This window comes from Paramixta manurensis, from assembly GCF_013285385.1.
Taxonomy (GTDB): Bacteria; Pseudomonadota; Gammaproteobacteria; order Enterobacterales; family Enterobacteriaceae; genus Paramixta; species Paramixta manurensis.
The window spans coordinates 1,170,699-1,187,014 of record NZ_CP054212.1 but is presented as its reverse complement, the minus strand read 5'-3'; the positions used below and the strand labels follow the sequence as shown (position 1 = coordinate 1,187,014).

Here is a 16,316-nt window from a genome sequence, read left to right as displayed (position 1 = left end):
CCCTGCGTTCAGTATTCAATCTCCGGCGCTAAATTCGCGCCATTGCTGGCAATCACGCGTTGATACCAGAAAAAACTTTTCTTGCGATAACGCGCCAAGTCCTTGAGATCATGCTCATCCCGGTTAACGTAAATAAACCCATAACGCTTACCGATGCCCTGATGAGTACTGACCAGGTCAAGCGCCGACCAGGGGCAGTAACCAAATAGCGCAACACCATCGTCAATCGCTAACTGCAATTGCTCAATATGTTGGCGTAAATAATCGATGCGGTAATCGTCGTAGACCTTGTTACCCGCCTCTAGCGTATCAAAAGCGCCGAGACCATTTTCGGTCACGATCAACGGCAGATTATAACGCTCATAAATCTCGCGCGCGGTAATACGAAAGCCTACCGGATCGATATACCAGCCAAACTGATTACGTCCCAAATGGGGATTATTAGTGCCGACATATACCGTCCGGTCAATGCCCGCCAGTTGCTGGTCCTCTACTTGTTGTACCTCTTCTCCTTCGCGTGCTTCGCCGGGCAGGTCGGCCCCTACCGTCGCCGAAGCGTAGTAATTAAACGCAATGAAATCGGGTTTTCCGGCGCGCAAAATCGCCATCTCTTGCTCGGTGACCGCCGGAAGATACCCCTTCTCTTCCATAAACCGCCACGCCACGGCGTTATAACGACCATGGACCGCCAGATCGAGGTACAGCCAGTTACGAATCGCCGAGAAATTATTGGCTGCCAGCACATCTTCCGGTCGCGCGCTGGCGGCATAGACGCAGGAGATATTCGGCGCCGGGCCAATTTTGGCCTCCGGTAATAACTGATGGCAAAGGATCATTGCTTTGGCCTGCGCCAGCATCATGTGGTGGTTCTGCTGATACAGCATTTGTTGCGCGTTGGGCGTACCGGGCGGTAAGGTGCCGATGATCTCGCCCTTAAGGATCATGATGTTTTGCTCATTGATGGTCAGCCAGTATTTCACCCGATCGCCAAAACGCTCAAAACAGGTACGAGCATAACGCTCAAAAACGGTAACGGTGGCCAGATTTGACCAGCCGCCCTTCTCTTGCAATGCCCACGGCAGATCAAAATGATACAGCGTGACCAGTGGTTCGATACCATGACGGCAAATTTCATCAATCAAGCGGTCATAAAACGCCAGACCTTGCTCATTTAGCCTGCCATCGCCTTGCGGATAGAGGCGGCTCCAGGCGATGGAGAAGCGATAGGTTTTCAAACCCAGTTCAGCAAACAACTTAATGTCCTGTTGGAAACGGTGATAGTGGTCGCTGGTGACGGTGAAATCGGTAATCCCATCATGGAAACTGGCCTTATCGATCACCGATGGCCCTTTCCCCTCTTCATTCCATGCGCCTTCGACCTGGTAAGCCGAGGTTGAGGCGCCCCAAAGAAAATGGTCGGGAAACGGTTTTACTACAGCCTGTTTCATTTAACTCTCCTGCGGTAGCGACGGCCGAAGATCGGCCATTTCACGGCGTAACATCACAATCTCTTCCGCCAGTTCACGACAGAGCATGGCGTTCATTAGATGATCCTGGGCATGGACCAGAATAAGATTGACCGGTATTTTGCCGCAGCCTTCATCCGCACCGATTAATTCGGTCTGAATACGGTGCGCGGCGCGCGCGGCGGTGCTGGCCGCTAAAAGCTGTTCGTCCGCCTGCGCCCACGCTTGCTGGCGTGCGGCGCGTAACGCTTCCATAGCATGTGAACGGGCCTCGCCCGCATGGATGATCAACTCCATCACGGTAATTTCATCAATTTCCATTATGCGCTCTCCGCTGCGGTCAAGGTTTCGCGCTCTTGCTGCAGTAACTGGCGCTCGTACATGCGGAAAAAGGGGTAATAAATCAACGTCGATATGCCGACTAATACCGCCACTAAAATGATGGCGCGGAAATCCCAACCGGTAGACCAGGCGGCGCCTATCGGTGCTGGCGTGGTCCACGGCGCCAGTGAGATGACATGGTTAACCAGTTCGGTACGGGTTGCGGTATAGGCGATAGTGGCGTTAACCAACGGCGCGCAAATAAAGGGAATAAACAGCAGTGGGTTCATCACCACCGGCGAACCGAAAATCACCGGTTCATTGATATTGAACATGCCGGGAATAATGCTCAACTTACCAATAGTACGTAGATGTGCCGAGCGGCTTCGCAGATAGAGTAACACTAACCCCATGGTCGAACCCGAACCGCCAATAACAATGAAAAACTGCCAGAAGGGTTCAATAAAGACATGCGTCACCGGTTGACCGGCGGTAAGATCCTGTTGGTTAATGCCAAGGTTAGTCAGCCAAAACGCTTGTAGAATCCCGCCAACAATCACCGCGCCATGAATACCGGCAAACCACAATAGATGACACAGCAGTACCGCAATCAGGATCGCCGGTAAGGAATCAGAGGCGGAAATAATCGGCGCGAAAATCGACATAATCGCTTGCGGCAACAGCATATGAAACTGATGTTGTATCCACAAACTGAGCGGAAACAGGGTCAGGAAGATGGCAATAATCGGGATCAGCAAATCAAACGATTGACGAATTTTCGGTGGAACCTGTTCAGGCAGCTTAAAACCGATATTATGCTTTTGCAGAAAATGCATCAGCTCGGTAGAGAACAAGGCAACCATAATCGCGGTAAAGATACCCTCACCGCCTAACGACATGACCGGTAATCCTTTATTGGTCTGCGGCGCGGCGACCACCAGAAAAGCCATTAACGACAGGCTCGCCGCCATAAATCCGTTCATCTTATAACCTTGCGCCAGGTTATAGGCGATAGCGCTGGCAATATACAGCGCCATAATCCCCATCGTCATGTTATAGGGCATCATGATTTGTTCGGCGTAGCGGTCGGCCATGCCTAGCCACCATTGCGCAAAGGCCCACTGGCTGTTCGCGGCAAAGGGCGGATGGGCGAATAGCAACATAAATGAACCGACGATCAGGAAAGGCATTGAGGCAATAAAGCCATCTCGGATTGCAATAACATGGCGCTGGCTTGAGAGGCGCCCCGCGACCGGACTAATACGATTTTCTATGACACCAAACAGCGTTTCACTGAAGCTGCTCATGACAGTCTCCTTGCCGTTCAAAGGCGGTTTTTCTGCTGCATCTGAGGTTTAAAAACCGGCGTTCCACACCCGACAACGAGCAGAGATCGGCGCCGAAAAGAAAACGGAACAGTAATGTTAGAATTTTGAGTAACCACGGCCCGGAGAATATATTTATCGCCAGACCGTCTGGTGGTGAGCTTATGCCTGAATTAACTTCAGGGTATCATTCAGAATTTTGGCACCGTTCAGCATGCCGTAATCCATACTATTAATAACGGAAATAGGCTTATTCAGGCTATCGGCTATGGGTTTGAAATCGGCCAGTTTGTATTTGATTTGTGGACCTAATAAACAACAATCATATTTATCAATTTCTTGTTGAAACTCCTCAATACCAATCGCTTTAATTTCTAACTCAATCCCTTGATCTTTTGCCGCTTTTTCCATCCTTTGCACCACCATACTGGTGGACATGCCAGCGGCACAACACAACAGGATTTTATTCATTTCCCCTCGCTCCGGTTGACGTTTAATTAAGTGATACCGTGCGTGACTCATTTCTGCAACCGGTTTCAGAAAGCAATTTTGGTTGTGTGATTAATATCAAAAAAGTATTTTCATTACGATGGTGTGTGAGGTCGGTCACTTAATTCTAAGTGGGCGGGAATCAAATAAGGGCCAGGTAAAAAGATATAATATAATTCTCGTTTTCTCGCTTCAGCTCACATTTTCCCGTGATGAATGCTGTCAGGGTGCCGCGCTTACCGACCAGCAGGATAAAAATAGTGGTTTTCGGTGGCCCTAAATCAGATTAATCCGTCTATTGTTTATTTTTACCGCGTTCGATAATTGCGCTAAGCATCGTTGAGTTTCTCATCAACGTGATCCCCACTCAGTTAAAAGGACGTAAAGATGAAAAGCCTGCCGTTTATCTGGCGGTTTATGCCCTGTCTGCTACTGGCGGCGACAGCCGGTTTCGCGTCAATGAGCCAGGCGGAAACCGTGACGATTTCGCTGTCACAAGAGCAGGATGGTGGTGATATGGGGCGCGCGTGTATCTATGTTTATCAGGGCAAGGCGGAGTTCCGCGTGGTTAAACCGCAGGAGAAGTGCCAGCCTGAAATCACCATTGATAAAAGCACGCCTGACAATAAACAAACAATCAATTCAGCAGCCTCTACCGCTTTGTAATTCCCTGTTTCATGCCAGAAAAAAAGCGCGATGTCAGACATCGCGCTTTTTTATGCTGTTTAGCTCGCAAGGATAACCGTTTTGTCTCCCCTTTTAGCTACACTGGAAGTATTGAAAGGAATAAACACCGAACGTCCGTAAACAGAGACCGTGGTGAAAGGAGTTGAATATGTTGATTGGCTTCGTGCTGTTAGTCAGCGCGTGTGGGCATGATGATTGTGATGCGTTACCGGTGTCTGAACGCATTTATCCCACACGGGCCGCTTGTGAACAAATGGCTGATCGTATCCATCAGCGGCGCCCGAATGCGGTACTGATTTGCGGTGAAGTTCACCGCTAATCGCAAACCACCGGCGGTCGGGCTTGCCCGGCTGGCCTGGCGCACTTTCGATACCCGCGTCAGGTTGAATTTTTACGCCAACCAGGTCAAAATATAAGCTGTTTTTTTGTTCTCATTGTCCGTTGTGAATCCCATGAAAACGCAAAAACCCCGCCGCCCAACTGGTCGGTGGATCTATTACATTTTGTACGAAGGCATTCTGTGGCCCTGCCCGGTTCGTTGGGAGTGGGAGCAGGATTACGGCGGCTGGCTGCCTTTTTATTACTCGCCAACGTTTGAGTTTCTGGTTGGCGACCCGTCGAAAGCGCATCGTGTGGCGAAATCGCCCCTGCGCGCTCCGCAAGTCCGTGAGTACGCACTAGCCTAAGCAGAGGCGATATGACATTAGCCCTATCGCCTCTAGTGATCAACATGCAGAATTAGGTCTTGCCGTTCTTAATGAAGTTGATGATGTCATCATACTGTTTACCTTCAATAAAGTTGGTAATCGGCATGAAAATCATGTCCTTATCCGAATGAAGCTTCTTCGCCCGATCGACGAGTTGAACGTGCGTTATCACTAAATCCGCGTCGCCGGGGATCTCTTCAATTTTGGTATTGGCGACCTGCACATCGATCATCGCTTTGCGTAGTTTGTTTTTCAGCACCGACGCACCCATCGCGCTCGATCCCATTCCGGCATCACAGGCCACAATAATTTTATTAATTACCCGACCTGCGTTGTCACTCAACGCCAATACGCCTGTCGCGGCAGCCGATGGGTTAGCCACTTCCAGTTCGACCTCTTCCTCGGCCGGGCTTTTATCCAGTTTCAGCAACACGGTCGCAATCACAAACGCAACCGCCATGCCGGCAAAGAAGCCCACCAGGTTTCCGAGCATCGCGCCTTTCGGCGTCAACACTAACATGGCGAAAAAACTCCCCGGAGAAGGTGTGGCAACCGTTCCGCCGCCCAGCAGCATGAAACACGTTAACGACGTAGTAATCCCGCCCATGGTGGCAAACACCAGTACCGGCTTCATCAAGACAAAGGGGAAATAGACTTCGCCAATGCCGCCGACGCCTGCAATTAACGCTGCGGTCGGCGCGGTTTTTTTCGCCATCCCTTTACCGAAAAAGGAGATAGCCAACAACGTCCCCACCGAGGGGCCGCAGTTCGCATCTACCAGGAAGAGAATGGATTTTCCCGATACCGCGACCTGTTCCAGCCCCAGCGGCGCCATAATGCCGTGGTTAATGGCGTTATTCAGGAATAACACCTGCGCGGGCGCGACAAAGATCGAGATCAGCGGCAACAGATCATGGGCAATAGTCCAGTTAACGCCTGCCGATAACAGATGAACTAACGCGGTAATAATTGGGCCAATGATGATATAGCCTGCCAGCGTAATCACCAGTCCGACAATCCCCATACTGAAGTTACTGATCAGCATTTCAAAACCAGCGCGGAACTTACCGTCAAGGAATTGATCGACCTTTTTCATCAACCAGGCGGCAAACGGTCCCATAATCATCGCACCGCTCAGCATGGTAATATCTGAACCGATAATTAACCCCATCGTCGCCAGCGCGCCCATCGCCCCGCCGCGCTGTCCATGCACAATATAACCGCCGGTAAAACCAACCAGCAGCGGCAGCAAATAGGTCAATATCGGGCTAACCAACGCCCCCAGATGCGGATTCGGTATCCAACCGGTTGGAATAAACAGCGCCGTGATTAACCCCCAGGCTACAAACACCCCAAGGTTTGGCATCACCATGCCGCTGAGAAAGTTACCAAAACGCTGTATTTTTACCAGCGTGCTCTTATTTTTATGTGTCGCTTCAATTGTTGTGTTCGTCATCTTACTATTTCCCGTGAGTAGGGTTACGAGAGGGGATAAAACGAAACAATCTTTAAACTTATCTCGACTTTCCGCCGGAAATATTAATGGTGGTGCCACTAATATAGCTCGCGTGATCGGAGAGAAGATAAGAGACTAAATCGCCAATTTCATGATGTTCACCCGGACGACCCAACGGTATTGAACCGGTATAGTCGTTATCAATATTATTAGGATCAAGCCCACGCGTATAAGCGAGCGCCTGATAGTTTTCATCGTTATTCATATTGGTTCTTTTATTAATACCTGGCGCGACGCCGACAAAACGGATGCCAAAGCGTCCTAACTCTTTTGCCCACGAACGGGTAAAACTATTCAGCGCGCCTTTAGTCGCCGAGTAAATACTTTGCCCGGCCGATCCCTCGGTACCAGCTTCGGAGGAAATATTCACCACCGTGCCTTTTTTGCGGTCAATCATATGTCGAACCACGGCTTGCGTGCATAAAAATGGCCCCTTTTGGTTAACACGAACAATAAAATCAAAATCATCTTCTGATGCTTCGTAATGGTTATTTTTTTTATAAAAGTCGACTAACAGACGAGGGCGATTTACCCCGGCATTATTCACTAACCCGTCAATATGGCCGTAGCGCTCGATCACTGCCGCCACCATATTTTCCACGCTGGTTTTATTGGTAATGTCACAAGGAATGAACAGATCGGCGTATTCCGCCGACGCTTCGCTTTCATGCAAATCGCCAATCACGACAATGGCGTTGTTATCATGCAAGTTTTGCGAAATTTTAGCGCCGATCCCGGAAGCGCCGCCGGTCACGATAATGACTTTCCTCTCCAGGTTGAGCCAGCCTTCACTTTTCATTAGTTACTCCTATTCAAGGTTTGCATGAAGCTGCCACAAGCTATGCATATCAATGGCTTTCTCCTCAACCATTAACAGTGCGATAGTGTCGCCAAGCAGTAATAAAGATTGTTCAAACAGGCTGGTCATCGGCTGAACCGAAGGCACTTCTCCCGCCAGGTTTAACTTGGTTTGCACCGGAATTCGTACAAACAGATCGGCGACCTGTTTCATTGAACTCTCCGGATTTGAACCAATATGCGCCACTTTCGCCTTAAAGCCCTTCGCTTTCCTGGCGATCCCGAGTGGAAACATACTTTCACCACTCCCCGAGCCGACAATCAGCAAATCGCGCTCGGTAATCGCCGGCTCGGTGATCTGCCCAACCACATAGGTTTTCACGCCTAAATGCGCTAGCCGCTTAGCCATCGCTTCTAGCGCCAGCAACACGCGCCCGACGCCAACAAAAAAGACTTTGTCGGCATTTTCAATACTGCGCACCAGTTCATTGACACTTTCACTGGATACCAGGCTAAGCGTATGGCTTAGCTCAAGGATAATTTTTTCTTTTGCACCGACGTAATCCATAACCGCCTCTTCAATTGATTAATGCACCGATAGCCCCTGCGCTATCGCCAGATCTAGCTGTCGTTTGTTCTCTTCCAGCGTCCGTCCAGGGATGTACAAACTGGTGCTTCCTAACACCAAGTTACTGGCACCGGCGCGAATTAAGTCAGGAATCGACTCCAGGGAAACGCGTCCATCAACCTGAATACCAATATCCCGTTCAGTGGCGCGAATCCTGCGAGCAAGATCCTTTATTTTTACTTCTGAATAGGTAACCTGTTTTTCGCTTTTATCACCGGCAAAACCTGGGTTAATTAACATCAGCAATACGTTATCAAGCTGCGGTAATAAATACTCCAGGCAAGAAAGCGACGTCGCCGGATTTAATGCAACACTGGCTTTTACGCCCCGTTTTTTAATTAGATTAATTAAACGATCGGCATGTAGACTGGTTTCGTAATGGAAAGAGATTTGCTGTACGCCAATATCTAACACCTGCTGGATAAACCATTCATTATTGTTCGCCATAATATGTACATCGAACGGTAAATCGGTTTTTTCACGTAAGCGTTTAACCGTATCGATCCCCAATGGCATGCTCGGGCTAAAAGCGCCATCAATCAGGTCAATATGTAATGCATCAACACCGGCCTGGTTTAATGCCTTAACCGAACTTTCCAGATTTAATAAGTCCGCACACATAATTGATGGCGAGGTAATAATTTTCCTTTCCATTTCTTCCTCGATAATCCGATCGCATCACTACCGACCAGAATAATAGTTAAGACGTTTACCGCATTAGCGCAGCGGCAAAACAGTTAAAACCCAAGCACGGATAAAACTTCGTGTTTCTGTTTTGCATAACGCAGGCGGTGAATGTTGTCCTCTTCCATACAGGCAAGGGCAATCTGCGTTAAAATATCAAGATGCGCGCCATCTTTTCCGGCAATCCCCACCACCACGTAGGCCGTTTTATCTTCACCAAAGCTGACCCCTTCCGGTACCTGGATCACCGCAATACCGGAACGCAAAATCTCCGCTTCAGAACCATTAATGCCATGCGGAATCGCCAGGTTATTCCCCATAAAGGTCGACGTTACCTGCTCCCGCTCCAGCATGTAATCCACATACTTCTCGGTAACGTAACCGGCGGAAGCCAATAGGTTGCCAGCCTGACGAATGGCGTCAGACTGATTGGCAAAGCTAGCGCCTAACAAGATGCCGTTTTCATTGAGAATACCGCTCATTTTTCTCTCCATACGCATTTAATCGCAAGTTAAATCCAAAATATCGCAACAACAATCGCAATATTTCCACAAAACCCAAAGCTCGCAACGCTTTTGGTGTAAATTTTGAACGTAAATCACAATTTTTTTCGCATAGGCTTATGGCAAAGGCGGCCTTCAGGTACAGTAACCTGCAGCAGAACTTTTTCGATCACGGTTGAAAAACGACGCTTTTCCGGGAAGGGGATAAAAATAACCTTTTGATAATTAAATGATTATACAGAAATTACGCCATGATTTTTTAGAAAGGGAGTTACGATGGCCAGTTCTCTCACTATTGAGCGACGAAATAAATTAGCCCAAATCCTGATTGCGGAAGGCAGCGTTAAGGTTGGGAAAATTGCGGAAATGTTTGGGGTTTCAACCGAAACCATTCGCAAGGATCTGATCTATTTAGATAACAAAGGGATTGCGACCAAGGGTCACGGCGGTGCAATTGCATCAGGCAACATTCTCGCCATTGAACAGCCGCTGGCGCGCAAGAATACCGAACATTTGGATATTAAAGATAAGATTGCCCAAATCGCCACGCAACTGGTGCCGGAAAAAGGCGTCGTCATCCTTGATACCGGCAGTACCGTGCAGTGTGTTGCCAAAGCATTGGTTCTTAAAAGTCGTCTAACGATTATTTCTAACGCGATTAATATCGTGCAACCATTGAGCGGCACCGATAACGATATCTTTTTGGTCGGTGGTAAATTTCGCTCCAGCAGCCTGGCGATGGTGGGCATGTGGGGTGTGACGGCGTTCCAGTCGCTGAATGCCGATATTGTGTTTCTTGGTACTGACGGGTTGAAACACCGCAACGGGCCTTGCACCGCTTCGTATGAAGAAGCAGAAATAAAATCCGCCATGGTTAAAAGCGCGCGCTTGCGGGTTGTGGTTAGCGACAGCACCAAATTCAGTAGCTCAGGTCTGTTTCAATTCTGCGACTGGTCGGATATTGATTATTTCATTACTGACTCAGCGATCCCGGAAGAGGAGTTGAAAAAACTCGAAAACCGCACGGAAGTGGTGATTATTGACTAACCAACCGCCGCCAACATCCTCGCTGGCGGCGTCGGTTAATAACGACCAGGCTCCCTGGCGCTGGCCAATGACAAAACCGCTTAGCGGTTAATAATTTCCTGCGGAATCGGCTCACCGTGGTATTTCTGGTAGATAGCGTTGAGTTTGCCGTTTTTCAGGTTGGTTTCAATCCATTGATCAAGTTTAGCTTTCAGTTCTGGCTGGTCCTTCGGCAAACCAATTGCCAGATCAAAAACCTGCAGCGTCATTTTGGGCTCAAACGCTAACTTCGGGTTCTGCTTTTTGATCTGGTTAACCAGCGTCGCCGAGGTGGCGACGGCAAACGCCTGGCCGCTGACCGCGGCAGTCACCAACGTGGCATCATCATCGTAGCGTTGCACCGTGAAACCGCGCTTCATCGCCTCTTGGGTGAGTTGTGTATCCTGCGTAGTGCCACGCGTCACAGTGATCGCTTTACCTTTCAAGTCATCCCAACCGGCGATCTTCACCGCCGCAGGCGCGGCAATCACCGAGCGCAAGCCCGCATAAGCGCGTGAAAAGTCAATCACCTGCGCACGTTGCGGCGTAACCGAAAGCGTGGAAATCACAATATCCGCCTTGCCGGTTTGTAGATTGGGAATGCGGGTCGGCCCGGTGGTTTCAATAAACGTTAGTTTCAGCCCCCAATCTTTCGCCAACAATTGTGCCGTTTCAACATCGGAGCCGATGGGTTTCAGTTTGGCATCCAACATACCGGAGGGCGGCAATGACATGTCAGTTGCCACACGTAAGGTTCCTCTGGCTTTAATCTCTTGCCAGGCATTCGACGCCGCCGAAACAGAGTGCAGCGCCATGACGCTGAACAGGGCGCCCGCCAGGGCTATCTTTTTCGTTATCTGCATGGTTCTCTCCAGGGTTGGCTGAGGTTCTATCGCCACAAATGACTTACAACTCGTTCGAGATAAAATCTTGTAGTTCTGAGGTGGCTGGCTGTTGCAAAATCGAGGCGTCGCCACTTTCATGTACCCTTCCCTGATGCATAAAGACCACCTTGTCGGCGATTCGCCGGGCAAAATTCATTTCGTGTGTCACCATAATCATCGTCATTCCGCTGCCGGCCAGGCGTTCAATCACCCGTAGCACTTCACCGGTCAGTTTCGGATCCAATGCCGAGGTCACTTCGTCAAACAGCATCACTTTAGGTTTCATCGCCAGTGAGCGGGCAATCGCCGCCCGCTGTTGCTGGCCGCCGGAGAGTTGTTCAGGGTAACTCTCTGCTTTGTCCGCGAGCCCAACCTGCTCTAACACCGAGTGCGCCAGCCGCCGCGCATCTTGTTTTGGCTGCTTCTTCACCGAGAGCGGGCCAAGCGTAATATTCTGTTCAATGGTCAGATGCGGAAACAGGTTGTAGCTTTGAAACACGATCCCGACATCCTGACGTAGCCGACGGAGATCTAGATGCGGATCATCAACCCGATGTCCACACACTTCGATACTCCCGCCGTTGATCACTTCAAGACGGTCGATACAACGCAGCGCGGTGCTTTTCCCCGAACCGCTGGCGCCAATCAGCGCCACTACTTGCCCCTTATCGACCGAGAAGGAGACATCATTCAGCACCGAGATCTCGCCGAAGCTTTTTTGCACATTATTTAGCGTGATGATCGACATGTTGTGTTCCTTAATACTTAGGCCGTTCGGGCAATCGCGGCGGGCTGCCGTCTATTTTTTCTCTCGCTTGCGCTCCGCTCCAAACGGCGGCTCCACATAGAAACCGGAAAACACAGGCAGAAGTAGAGGCAAGCCACCAGCAAGTAAATGATAAAGGGCTCAAAAATGGAGTTATTAATCAACTGCCCGGCGCGGGCCAACTCCACAAATCCCACCACTGAGGCCAGCGAGGTATTTTTAATAATCTGCACCGAGAACCCAACGGTGGGCGGCGTTGCCAACCTGATCGCCTGCGGCAAGATCACCTTGAACAGGCGTTGGGTACGTGACAGAGCCAGACATTCTGCTGCCTCCCACTGCGCGCGCGGCACCGACTGAATACAACCACGCCAGATTTCGCCAAGATAAGCGCTGGAATAGAGGGTTAACGACACGCCTGCGGCAATCATCGGAGAAACGGAAAGCCCCAACTGCGGTAGACCGAAGTAAATCATAAACATAATGATTAACAGCGGCGTTCCCTGAACCAACTGGACCCAAGCGCTAACTAACCAGCGTAACGCGCGCACCGGAGAAATACGGCCCAGCGCCAACAGGAAGCCCACTAGCCCGCCGCCGCCAAACGCCATCAGTGAAAGAATCGCCGTCCAGAAGGTGCCCTGCAGTAAAAACCAGATATGCGCCATATTTAGCGAGATATTCATCAGTCACCTCTCACGCTGGGGTGCCAAGACGTCGACGACGAGGAAAAACCGCCAACCCAATTAACCAAAACGCCAGCCGCATCAATAACGACAGCGCCAGATAAATCCCGGCGACAATAAAGAACGTCTCAAAGGGACGATAGGTTTCAGACTGAATAAAGTTCGCGGTGGCGGTCAGTTCTTCTGCCGAAATTTGCGACGTCACCGAAGAAGCCAACATCAATAAAATAAACTGACTGGTCAGCGAGGGATAAACCCGCTCCGCCGCCGGACGTAACGCCACATGCCAGTACTGTTGCCAGCGAGAAAGTCCCAGCGTTTCCGCCGCCTCCCACTGCCCCTGGTGAACGGATTCGAACCCGGCACGCATTATTTCTGCGGTATAGGCGCTAACATTAATCGTCAGCGCAATCACCGACACCGTGAAAGCGGTAAATGAGAAACCGAGGCTCGACAGGCCGAAATAAACCAAGAAAATCTGCACCAAAAATGGCGTGTTGCGAATGGCTTCGATATACACGGCCGCCGCCCGGCGACACCACGCAAAGTGAGAACGTCGGGCCACGGCGCACAGTGTACCAATCAGAAAACCAGATACGGTGGCGATTACCGCTAACTGCGCGGTCAACAATGCGCCATCCATTAACATTTGCCATTGTAAAAAAATCGCCGTGAAATCGAGCTTCATCGCTTGTCACCCTGGTTGGTTAGCGGTTAGATCCCGTCCGGTCATGCGGTCATAGACTTTGAACAATGCCTGGTTGCCATGTCGGCCTTCGCCATGCGCCTGCGCGTCCAGATATTGGCTGGCGACCAGCGCGGTTGCCGGTAGTGGAACCGGTCGCTTCTGCGCTGCTTCTAACACCAGCCGTAAATCTTTCATCATTAAGTCAATACGAAAACCAGCCGAGGTATCGCCCTCAATCATTGAGGTGCCTAATTTGTCGAGCATCCAGGAAGCCGCCGAACCGCCGAGTAGTACTTCACGCATTTGCGACAGATCGATGTCGTAAGCGCGTGCCAGCGCCAGTGCCTCACAAATGGCCTGGATATTGATGCCGCAAATTAATTGATTGCAGAGTTTAACCGTTTGCCCGGCGCCGGATTGTCCGACATGATTGAGCGTGGTTCCCATGGCACGCAGATAAGGCTCTGCGCGGGAAACCCCCTCAGCTTCGCCGCCGACCATAATGGTTAGGCTGGCGTTTTTCGCGCCGACAGGCCCGCCGGAAACCGGCGCATCCAGCATGGTGACGCCTATTGCCGCCAGATCGGCGCACATTTTCCGTGTCGCTTCAGGGGCGATAGTGCTCATGTCGACATACAGTTTGCCGCGCGGCGGCGCTTGCAATAATCCCGCTTCGCCGCGAACCACCTCTTCAACTTGCGGCGTGTCCGGCAACATAGAAATGACAATATCGGCATCGCGGGTTGCATCAGCAAGGGTGGCAGCAACTTCTACGCCAAAGGCGGTCAAGGGCGTTACTGCCGCCGCGACCACGTCATAAGCGCGGACTAAGAAACCTGCCTGAGCCAGGTTACGCGCCATTTCCCGGCCCATAACACCCAACCCCAAAAAACCGACGCAACCTTTAGTGGAATGATTCATTAGATAAAATTCTCCCGAATTACCGATTAATTTTGCTGTTCAAGTCGGGTCAGTTTTTCAACGCGCCGGACAAAATCCTCTTCGGCGACGAATTGCGCCTGTAAAAAAGCCTCAATCAAGTCACGCGCCAGCCACGGCCCGACAATTTGTGCTCCAATACACATCACATTAACGTCATCATGCTCTACGGCCTGGTGCGCTGAATGGACGTCGTGGCAAACCGCCGCGCGAATACCGTTAATTTTATTGGCGGCAATCACTGCGCCAACGCCAGTGCCGCAAACCAAAATGCCGCGACACTGCGCGTCTACACGGACTTTGCTGCACACGGCGTGGGCAATATCCGGAAAATCCACCGGCTCAGGATCATGGCTACCGACATCCTCAACCTGATGCCCTTTTTCCCTCAGCCAGTTCGCCAATTCCTGTTTCAGTTGAAACCCCGCGTGGTCGCTGCCGATAACGATATTCATTCGGTATTCCTTTGATTATGATGGTTATTCCGCCAGCGGCGCCCCGCCCGCCATGCGAATAGTGGCCCGACGACGAAAATCCGCGCCGATTTCAAAATGGCGTCCCAGCAACTCATCGGCCCGCGCTTCATCGCGTTCGACAATCGCGGCGAATATCGCCCGATGGTGGTCAATTAAAAACTCTTCAATGCCTTCGACTTGAATAATTTGTTCGCGGCGATCAAGGTGTGAGCGCATCATCAGTGCGCTAATTGACTGATAGATACTGATTAAGGTGGCGGAACCAGAGGCATTCACGATCGCCTCATGGAAACGAAAATCCGCCTCGCCGCCCACTTCTGGCGTATGAATGGTGCGGATAATCTCCTGCAGACACTCGGCCAGGCGGTCATAGTCGCTTTGCGTTGCCCGCCGACAGGCCAGGCGCACCGCCTGCCGCTCGATCGCGATACGCGCCTGCATTACGTCATCAATGACATCCGATTGATGCGCCAATATGAAGCTAAAAAACTCGCCGAGCATCGAGACGCCAGGCCGTTTTACTACCGTTCCAACCCCATGTTTAATTTCAACCGCGCCGATCATCGCCAGCGCGCGGAGTGCCTCACGCAGCACCGGGCGGCTCACGCCCAACTGCGCCGAGAGCTCACGTTCCGGCAGCAGGCAATCTCCAACCTTGAGTTCGCCGGAAAGTAACTGCTCACGCAAAAAACCGACCACCCGGTCATAGCCATTGCCCGTTTCTTGCTTCTCGCGTCTTATCGTCATTCAGTGATCAACCAGTTATCTACCAGTGGTAATACCAATGGTAGATATGTTAATGAAATATTAATGTGAAGTTATTCACAGTTGTTTTTTTGAGCTAAGAGAGCGTCATCACAGATCGAGGAATAAATGCCGGGCGGTGAGGCGGGAGCCGCATATAGACGAAAAAAAGCCGGAGCAGCGGCCTGCCCCGGCTTTAAATGAGAGAATAATTACAATGACTTAGTATCTTTAACCAACACTGGCTGCGTGTTGTAGCGCGTGGGGAATAATTGCTTTAACTGCGTTAATTTGGGCATATCATTAATCACGATATACGGTGCCTCCGGGTTCTCGGTGAGATAATTTTGATGGTATCCCTCCGCCGGATAGAAATGTGCATTGTTTTCTATCCGGGTTACCAGCGGCGCACGCCAGGCGTGACTGGCGTTGAGCTGTTTGATATAGGCCTGGGCGACCTGCTGTTGCTCCGGCGTCTGTGGGAAGATCGCCGAACGATATTGCGTTCCGCTGTCCGGTCCCTGCCGATTTAGCTCGGTAGGGTTATGCGCCACAGAGAAGAAAATCTGCAATAGCGTTCCATAGGAAACCTGCGTCGGATCAAAGGTCACCTTGACCGACTCCGCATGACCGGTACTGCCAGTGCTGACCGTATCGTAATTAGCCGTTTGCGCCGAACCGCCGGTATAACCCGATACCGCGCTGGTCACTCCTTTGACATGCTGGAAAACGCCCTGTACGCCCCAAAAACAGCCACCGGCGAATATTGCGGTCTCACTGTGCGAGGTGGCAGGCGCTTCATCACGTACTGGCGGCGCAATGGTAACCGCCTGCTCCGCCCCGCCCCATGACCAGGCAACGTTCTGCCACATCAATGCGCCAGCGGCAATTGCTACGGCACATAGGGTTCGACGAAAATGCGTAGGTTGTCTTTTCATAAAGTC

General features: G+C 50.9%; 21 protein-coding genes. 4 read left to right on the top strand and 17 right to left on the bottom strand.

The window, feature by feature from the left end; genetic code table 11:
* Positions 1–8 precede the first annotated feature (8 nt).
* The 4 genes from PMPD1_RS05765 to PMPD1_RS05750 all read right to left on the bottom strand — a co-directional run bounded on the left by PMPD1_RS05765 (position 9) and on the right by PMPD1_RS05750 (position 3,583).
* On the bottom strand, positions 9–1,448 hold the full coding sequence (locus PMPD1_RS05765) for a glycoside hydrolase family 1 protein (protein WP_173633138.1): 1,440 nt from the start codon (positions 1,446–1,448) through the stop codon (positions 9–11).
* A complete protein-coding gene (locus PMPD1_RS05760; protein WP_173633137.1) occupies positions 1,449–1,787 on the bottom strand; it encodes a PTS lactose/cellobiose transporter subunit IIA in 339 nt (112 codons plus the stop codon).
* Positions 1,787–3,094, bottom strand: a complete 1,308-nt coding sequence (locus PMPD1_RS05755; RefSeq protein WP_173633136.1) for a PTS sugar transporter subunit IIC — start codon at positions 3,092–3,094, stop codon at positions 1,787–1,789. Before PMPD1_RS05755 ends, PMPD1_RS05760 begins: the two co-directional genes overlap by 1 nt.
* 180 nt (positions 3,095–3,274) lie before the next feature.
* Complete coding sequence (locus PMPD1_RS05750) at positions 3,275–3,583, bottom strand: PTS sugar transporter subunit IIB (protein ID WP_173633135.1); 309 nt, start codon at positions 3,581–3,583, stop codon at positions 3,275–3,277.
* 405 nt (positions 3,584–3,988) lie between these two features.
* Here PMPD1_RS05750 and PMPD1_RS05745 point away from each other — a divergent pair, with 405 nt between their 5' ends.
* The 3 genes from PMPD1_RS05745 to PMPD1_RS05735 all read left to right on the top strand — a co-directional run bounded on the left by PMPD1_RS05745 (position 3,989) and on the right by PMPD1_RS05735 (position 4,974).
* Complete coding sequence (locus PMPD1_RS05745) at positions 3,989–4,267, top strand: hypothetical protein (RefSeq protein ID WP_173633134.1); 279 nt, start codon at positions 3,989–3,991, stop codon at positions 4,265–4,267.
* A 169-nt stretch (positions 4,268–4,436) separates the two neighbouring features.
* Positions 4,437–4,607, top strand: a complete 171-nt coding sequence (locus tag PMPD1_RS05740) for a hypothetical protein (protein ID WP_173633133.1) — start codon at positions 4,437–4,439, stop codon at positions 4,605–4,607.
* Between the two features lie 133 nt (positions 4,608–4,740).
* Positions 4,741–4,974: a hypothetical protein gene (locus PMPD1_RS05735; protein WP_173633132.1), complete on the top strand. Its 234-nt coding sequence runs from the start codon at positions 4,741–4,743 to the stop codon at positions 4,972–4,974.
* 52 nt (positions 4,975–5,026) lie between these two features.
* Here PMPD1_RS05735 and PMPD1_RS05730 read toward each other — a convergent pair whose 3' ends face one another.
* From PMPD1_RS05730 to PMPD1_RS05710, 5 genes are all read right to left on the bottom strand, one after another.
* On the bottom strand, positions 5,027–6,451 hold the full coding sequence (locus PMPD1_RS05730; RefSeq protein WP_173633131.1) for a PTS transporter subunit EIIC: 1,425 nt from the start codon (positions 6,449–6,451) through the stop codon (positions 5,027–5,029).
* 58 nt (positions 6,452–6,509) lie between these two features.
* Positions 6,510–7,310, bottom strand: a complete 801-nt coding sequence (locus PMPD1_RS05725) for a sorbitol-6-phosphate dehydrogenase subunit (RefSeq protein ID WP_173633130.1) — start codon at positions 7,308–7,310, stop codon at positions 6,510–6,512.
* A 9-nt stretch (positions 7,311–7,319) separates the two neighbouring features.
* Positions 7,320–7,877, bottom strand: a complete 558-nt coding sequence (hxlB, locus tag PMPD1_RS05720; RefSeq protein ID WP_173633129.1) for a 6-phospho-3-hexuloisomerase — start codon at positions 7,875–7,877, stop codon at positions 7,320–7,322.
* Positions 7,878–7,895: 18 nt separating this feature from the next.
* The gene (locus PMPD1_RS05715; protein ID WP_173633128.1) at positions 7,896–8,591 is read right to left on the bottom strand and encodes a ribulose-phosphate 3-epimerase; all 696 of its coding nucleotides are present in this window, start codon (positions 8,589–8,591) and stop codon (positions 7,896–7,898) included.
* 83 nt (positions 8,592–8,674) lie between these two features.
* Positions 8,675–9,103 carry a PTS mannitol transporter subunit IIA gene (locus tag PMPD1_RS05710; protein ID WP_173633127.1) on the bottom strand — a complete coding sequence of 143 codons (429 nt, stop codon included), beginning with the start codon at positions 9,101–9,103 and terminating at the stop codon, positions 8,675–8,677.
* Between the two features lie 297 nt (positions 9,104–9,400).
* Between PMPD1_RS05710 and PMPD1_RS05705 the strand changes: the two genes are divergently transcribed.
* Positions 9,401–10,171, top strand: a complete 771-nt coding sequence (locus tag PMPD1_RS05705; protein ID WP_173633126.1) for a DeoR/GlpR family DNA-binding transcription regulator — start codon at positions 9,401–9,403, stop codon at positions 10,169–10,171.
* 80 nt (positions 10,172–10,251) lie between these two features.
* Here the strand turns inward: PMPD1_RS05705 and PMPD1_RS05700 are convergent, their stop codons facing one another.
* The 8 genes from PMPD1_RS05700 to msrA all read right to left on the bottom strand — a co-directional run bounded on the left by PMPD1_RS05700 (position 10,252) and on the right by msrA (position 16,310).
* Positions 10,252–11,052: a transporter substrate-binding domain-containing protein gene (locus PMPD1_RS05700; protein ID WP_173633125.1), complete on the bottom strand. Its 801-nt coding sequence runs from the start codon at positions 11,050–11,052 to the stop codon at positions 10,252–10,254.
* Positions 11,053–11,095: 43 nt separating this feature from the next.
* The gene (locus PMPD1_RS05695) at positions 11,096–11,821 is read right to left on the bottom strand and encodes an amino acid ABC transporter ATP-binding protein (protein ID WP_173633124.1); all 726 of its coding nucleotides are present in this window, start codon (positions 11,819–11,821) and stop codon (positions 11,096–11,098) included.
* Between the two features lie 17 nt (positions 11,822–11,838).
* On the bottom strand, positions 11,839–12,525 hold the full coding sequence (locus PMPD1_RS05690; protein ID WP_173633123.1) for an amino acid ABC transporter permease: 687 nt from the start codon (positions 12,523–12,525) through the stop codon (positions 11,839–11,841).
* Between the two features lie 10 nt (positions 12,526–12,535).
* Entirely contained in the window at positions 12,536–13,213 is a 678-nt protein-coding gene (locus tag PMPD1_RS05685) for an amino acid ABC transporter permease (RefSeq protein WP_173633122.1), read from the bottom strand.
* A gap of 6 nt (positions 13,214–13,219) precedes the next feature.
* Positions 13,220–14,134, bottom strand: coding sequence for an NAD(P)-dependent oxidoreductase (locus PMPD1_RS05680; RefSeq protein WP_173633121.1), 915 nt, complete (start codon positions 14,132–14,134; stop codon positions 13,220–13,222).
* A 26-nt stretch (positions 14,135–14,160) separates the two neighbouring features.
* On the bottom strand, positions 14,161–14,607 hold the full coding sequence (rpiB, locus tag PMPD1_RS05675; RefSeq protein WP_173633120.1) for a ribose 5-phosphate isomerase B: 447 nt from the start codon (positions 14,605–14,607) through the stop codon (positions 14,161–14,163).
* 24 nt (positions 14,608–14,631) lie between these two features.
* Complete coding sequence (locus PMPD1_RS05670) at positions 14,632–15,375, bottom strand: FadR/GntR family transcriptional regulator (RefSeq protein WP_173633119.1); 744 nt, start codon at positions 15,373–15,375, stop codon at positions 14,632–14,634.
* Between the two features lie 209 nt (positions 15,376–15,584).
* Complete coding sequence (gene msrA / locus PMPD1_RS05665) at positions 15,585–16,310, bottom strand: peptide-methionine (S)-S-oxide reductase MsrA (RefSeq protein ID WP_173633118.1); 726 nt, start codon at positions 16,308–16,310, stop codon at positions 15,585–15,587.
* Between the last annotated feature and the right edge of the window lie 6 nt (positions 16,311–16,316).

What these genes read in the sequence shown, in the direction of transcription:
- PMPD1_RS05745 (WP_173633134.1), top strand. Translation starts at nt 3,989, where the DNA reads ATGAAAAGCCTGCCGTTTATCTGGCGGTTTATGCCCTGTCTGCTACTG.
- PMPD1_RS05695 (WP_173633124.1), bottom strand. Translation starts at nt 11,821, where the DNA reads ATGTCGATCATCACGCTAAATAATGTGCAAAAAAGCTTCGGCGAGATC.
- PMPD1_RS05750 (WP_173633135.1), bottom strand. Translation starts at nt 3,583, where the DNA reads ATGAATAAAATCCTGTTGTGTTGTGCCGCTGGCATGTCCACCAGTATG.
- PMPD1_RS05700 (WP_173633125.1), bottom strand. Translation starts at nt 11,052, where the DNA reads ATGCAGATAACGAAAAAGATAGCCCTGGCGGGCGCCCTGTTCAGCGTC.
- rpiB (WP_173633120.1), bottom strand. Translation starts at nt 14,607, where the DNA reads ATGAATATCGTTATCGGCAGCGACCACGCGGGGTTTCAACTGAAACAG.
- msrA (WP_173633118.1), bottom strand. Translation starts at nt 16,310, where the DNA reads ATGAAAAGACAACCTACGCATTTTCGTCGAACCCTATGTGCCGTAGCA.
- PMPD1_RS05725 (WP_173633130.1), bottom strand. Translation starts at nt 7,310, where the DNA reads ATGAAAAGTGAAGGCTGGCTCAACCTGGAGAGGAAAGTCATTATCGTG.
- PMPD1_RS05670 (WP_173633119.1), bottom strand. Translation starts at nt 15,375, where the DNA reads ATGACGATAAGACGCGAGAAGCAAGAAACGGGCAATGGCTATGACCGG.
- PMPD1_RS05760 (WP_173633137.1), bottom strand. Translation starts at nt 1,787, where the DNA reads ATGGAAATTGATGAAATTACCGTGATGGAGTTGATCATCCATGCGGGC.
- PMPD1_RS05690 (WP_173633123.1), bottom strand. Translation starts at nt 12,525, where the DNA reads ATGAATATCTCGCTAAATATGGCGCATATCTGGTTTTTACTGCAGGGC.
- PMPD1_RS05680 (WP_173633121.1), bottom strand. Translation starts at nt 14,134, where the DNA reads ATGAATCATTCCACTAAAGGTTGCGTCGGTTTTTTGGGGTTGGGTGTT.
- PMPD1_RS05710 (WP_173633127.1), bottom strand. Translation starts at nt 9,103, where the DNA reads ATGAGCGGTATTCTCAATGAAAACGGCATCTTGTTAGGCGCTAGCTTT.
- PMPD1_RS05715 (WP_173633128.1), bottom strand. Translation starts at nt 8,591, where the DNA reads ATGGAAAGGAAAATTATTACCTCGCCATCAATTATGTGTGCGGACTTA.
- PMPD1_RS05765 (WP_173633138.1), bottom strand. Translation starts at nt 1,448, where the DNA reads ATGAAACAGGCTGTAGTAAAACCGTTTCCCGACCATTTTCTTTGGGGC.
- PMPD1_RS05730 (WP_173633131.1), bottom strand. Translation starts at nt 6,451, where the DNA reads ATGACGAACACAACAATTGAAGCGACACATAAAAATAAGAGCACGCTG.
- PMPD1_RS05735 (WP_173633132.1), top strand. Translation starts at nt 4,741, where the DNA reads ATGAAAACGCAAAAACCCCGCCGCCCAACTGGTCGGTGGATCTATTAC.
- PMPD1_RS05685 (WP_173633122.1), bottom strand. Translation starts at nt 13,213, where the DNA reads ATGAAGCTCGATTTCACGGCGATTTTTTTACAATGGCAAATGTTAATG.
- PMPD1_RS05755 (WP_173633136.1), bottom strand. Translation starts at nt 3,094, where the DNA reads ATGAGCAGCTTCAGTGAAACGCTGTTTGGTGTCATAGAAAATCGTATT.
- PMPD1_RS05740 (WP_173633133.1), top strand. Translation starts at nt 4,437, where the DNA reads ATGTTGATTGGCTTCGTGCTGTTAGTCAGCGCGTGTGGGCATGATGAT.
- hxlB (WP_173633129.1), bottom strand. Translation starts at nt 7,877, where the DNA reads ATGGATTACGTCGGTGCAAAAGAAAAAATTATCCTTGAGCTAAGCCAT.
- PMPD1_RS05705 (WP_173633126.1), top strand. Translation starts at nt 9,401, where the DNA reads ATGGCCAGTTCTCTCACTATTGAGCGACGAAATAAATTAGCCCAAATC.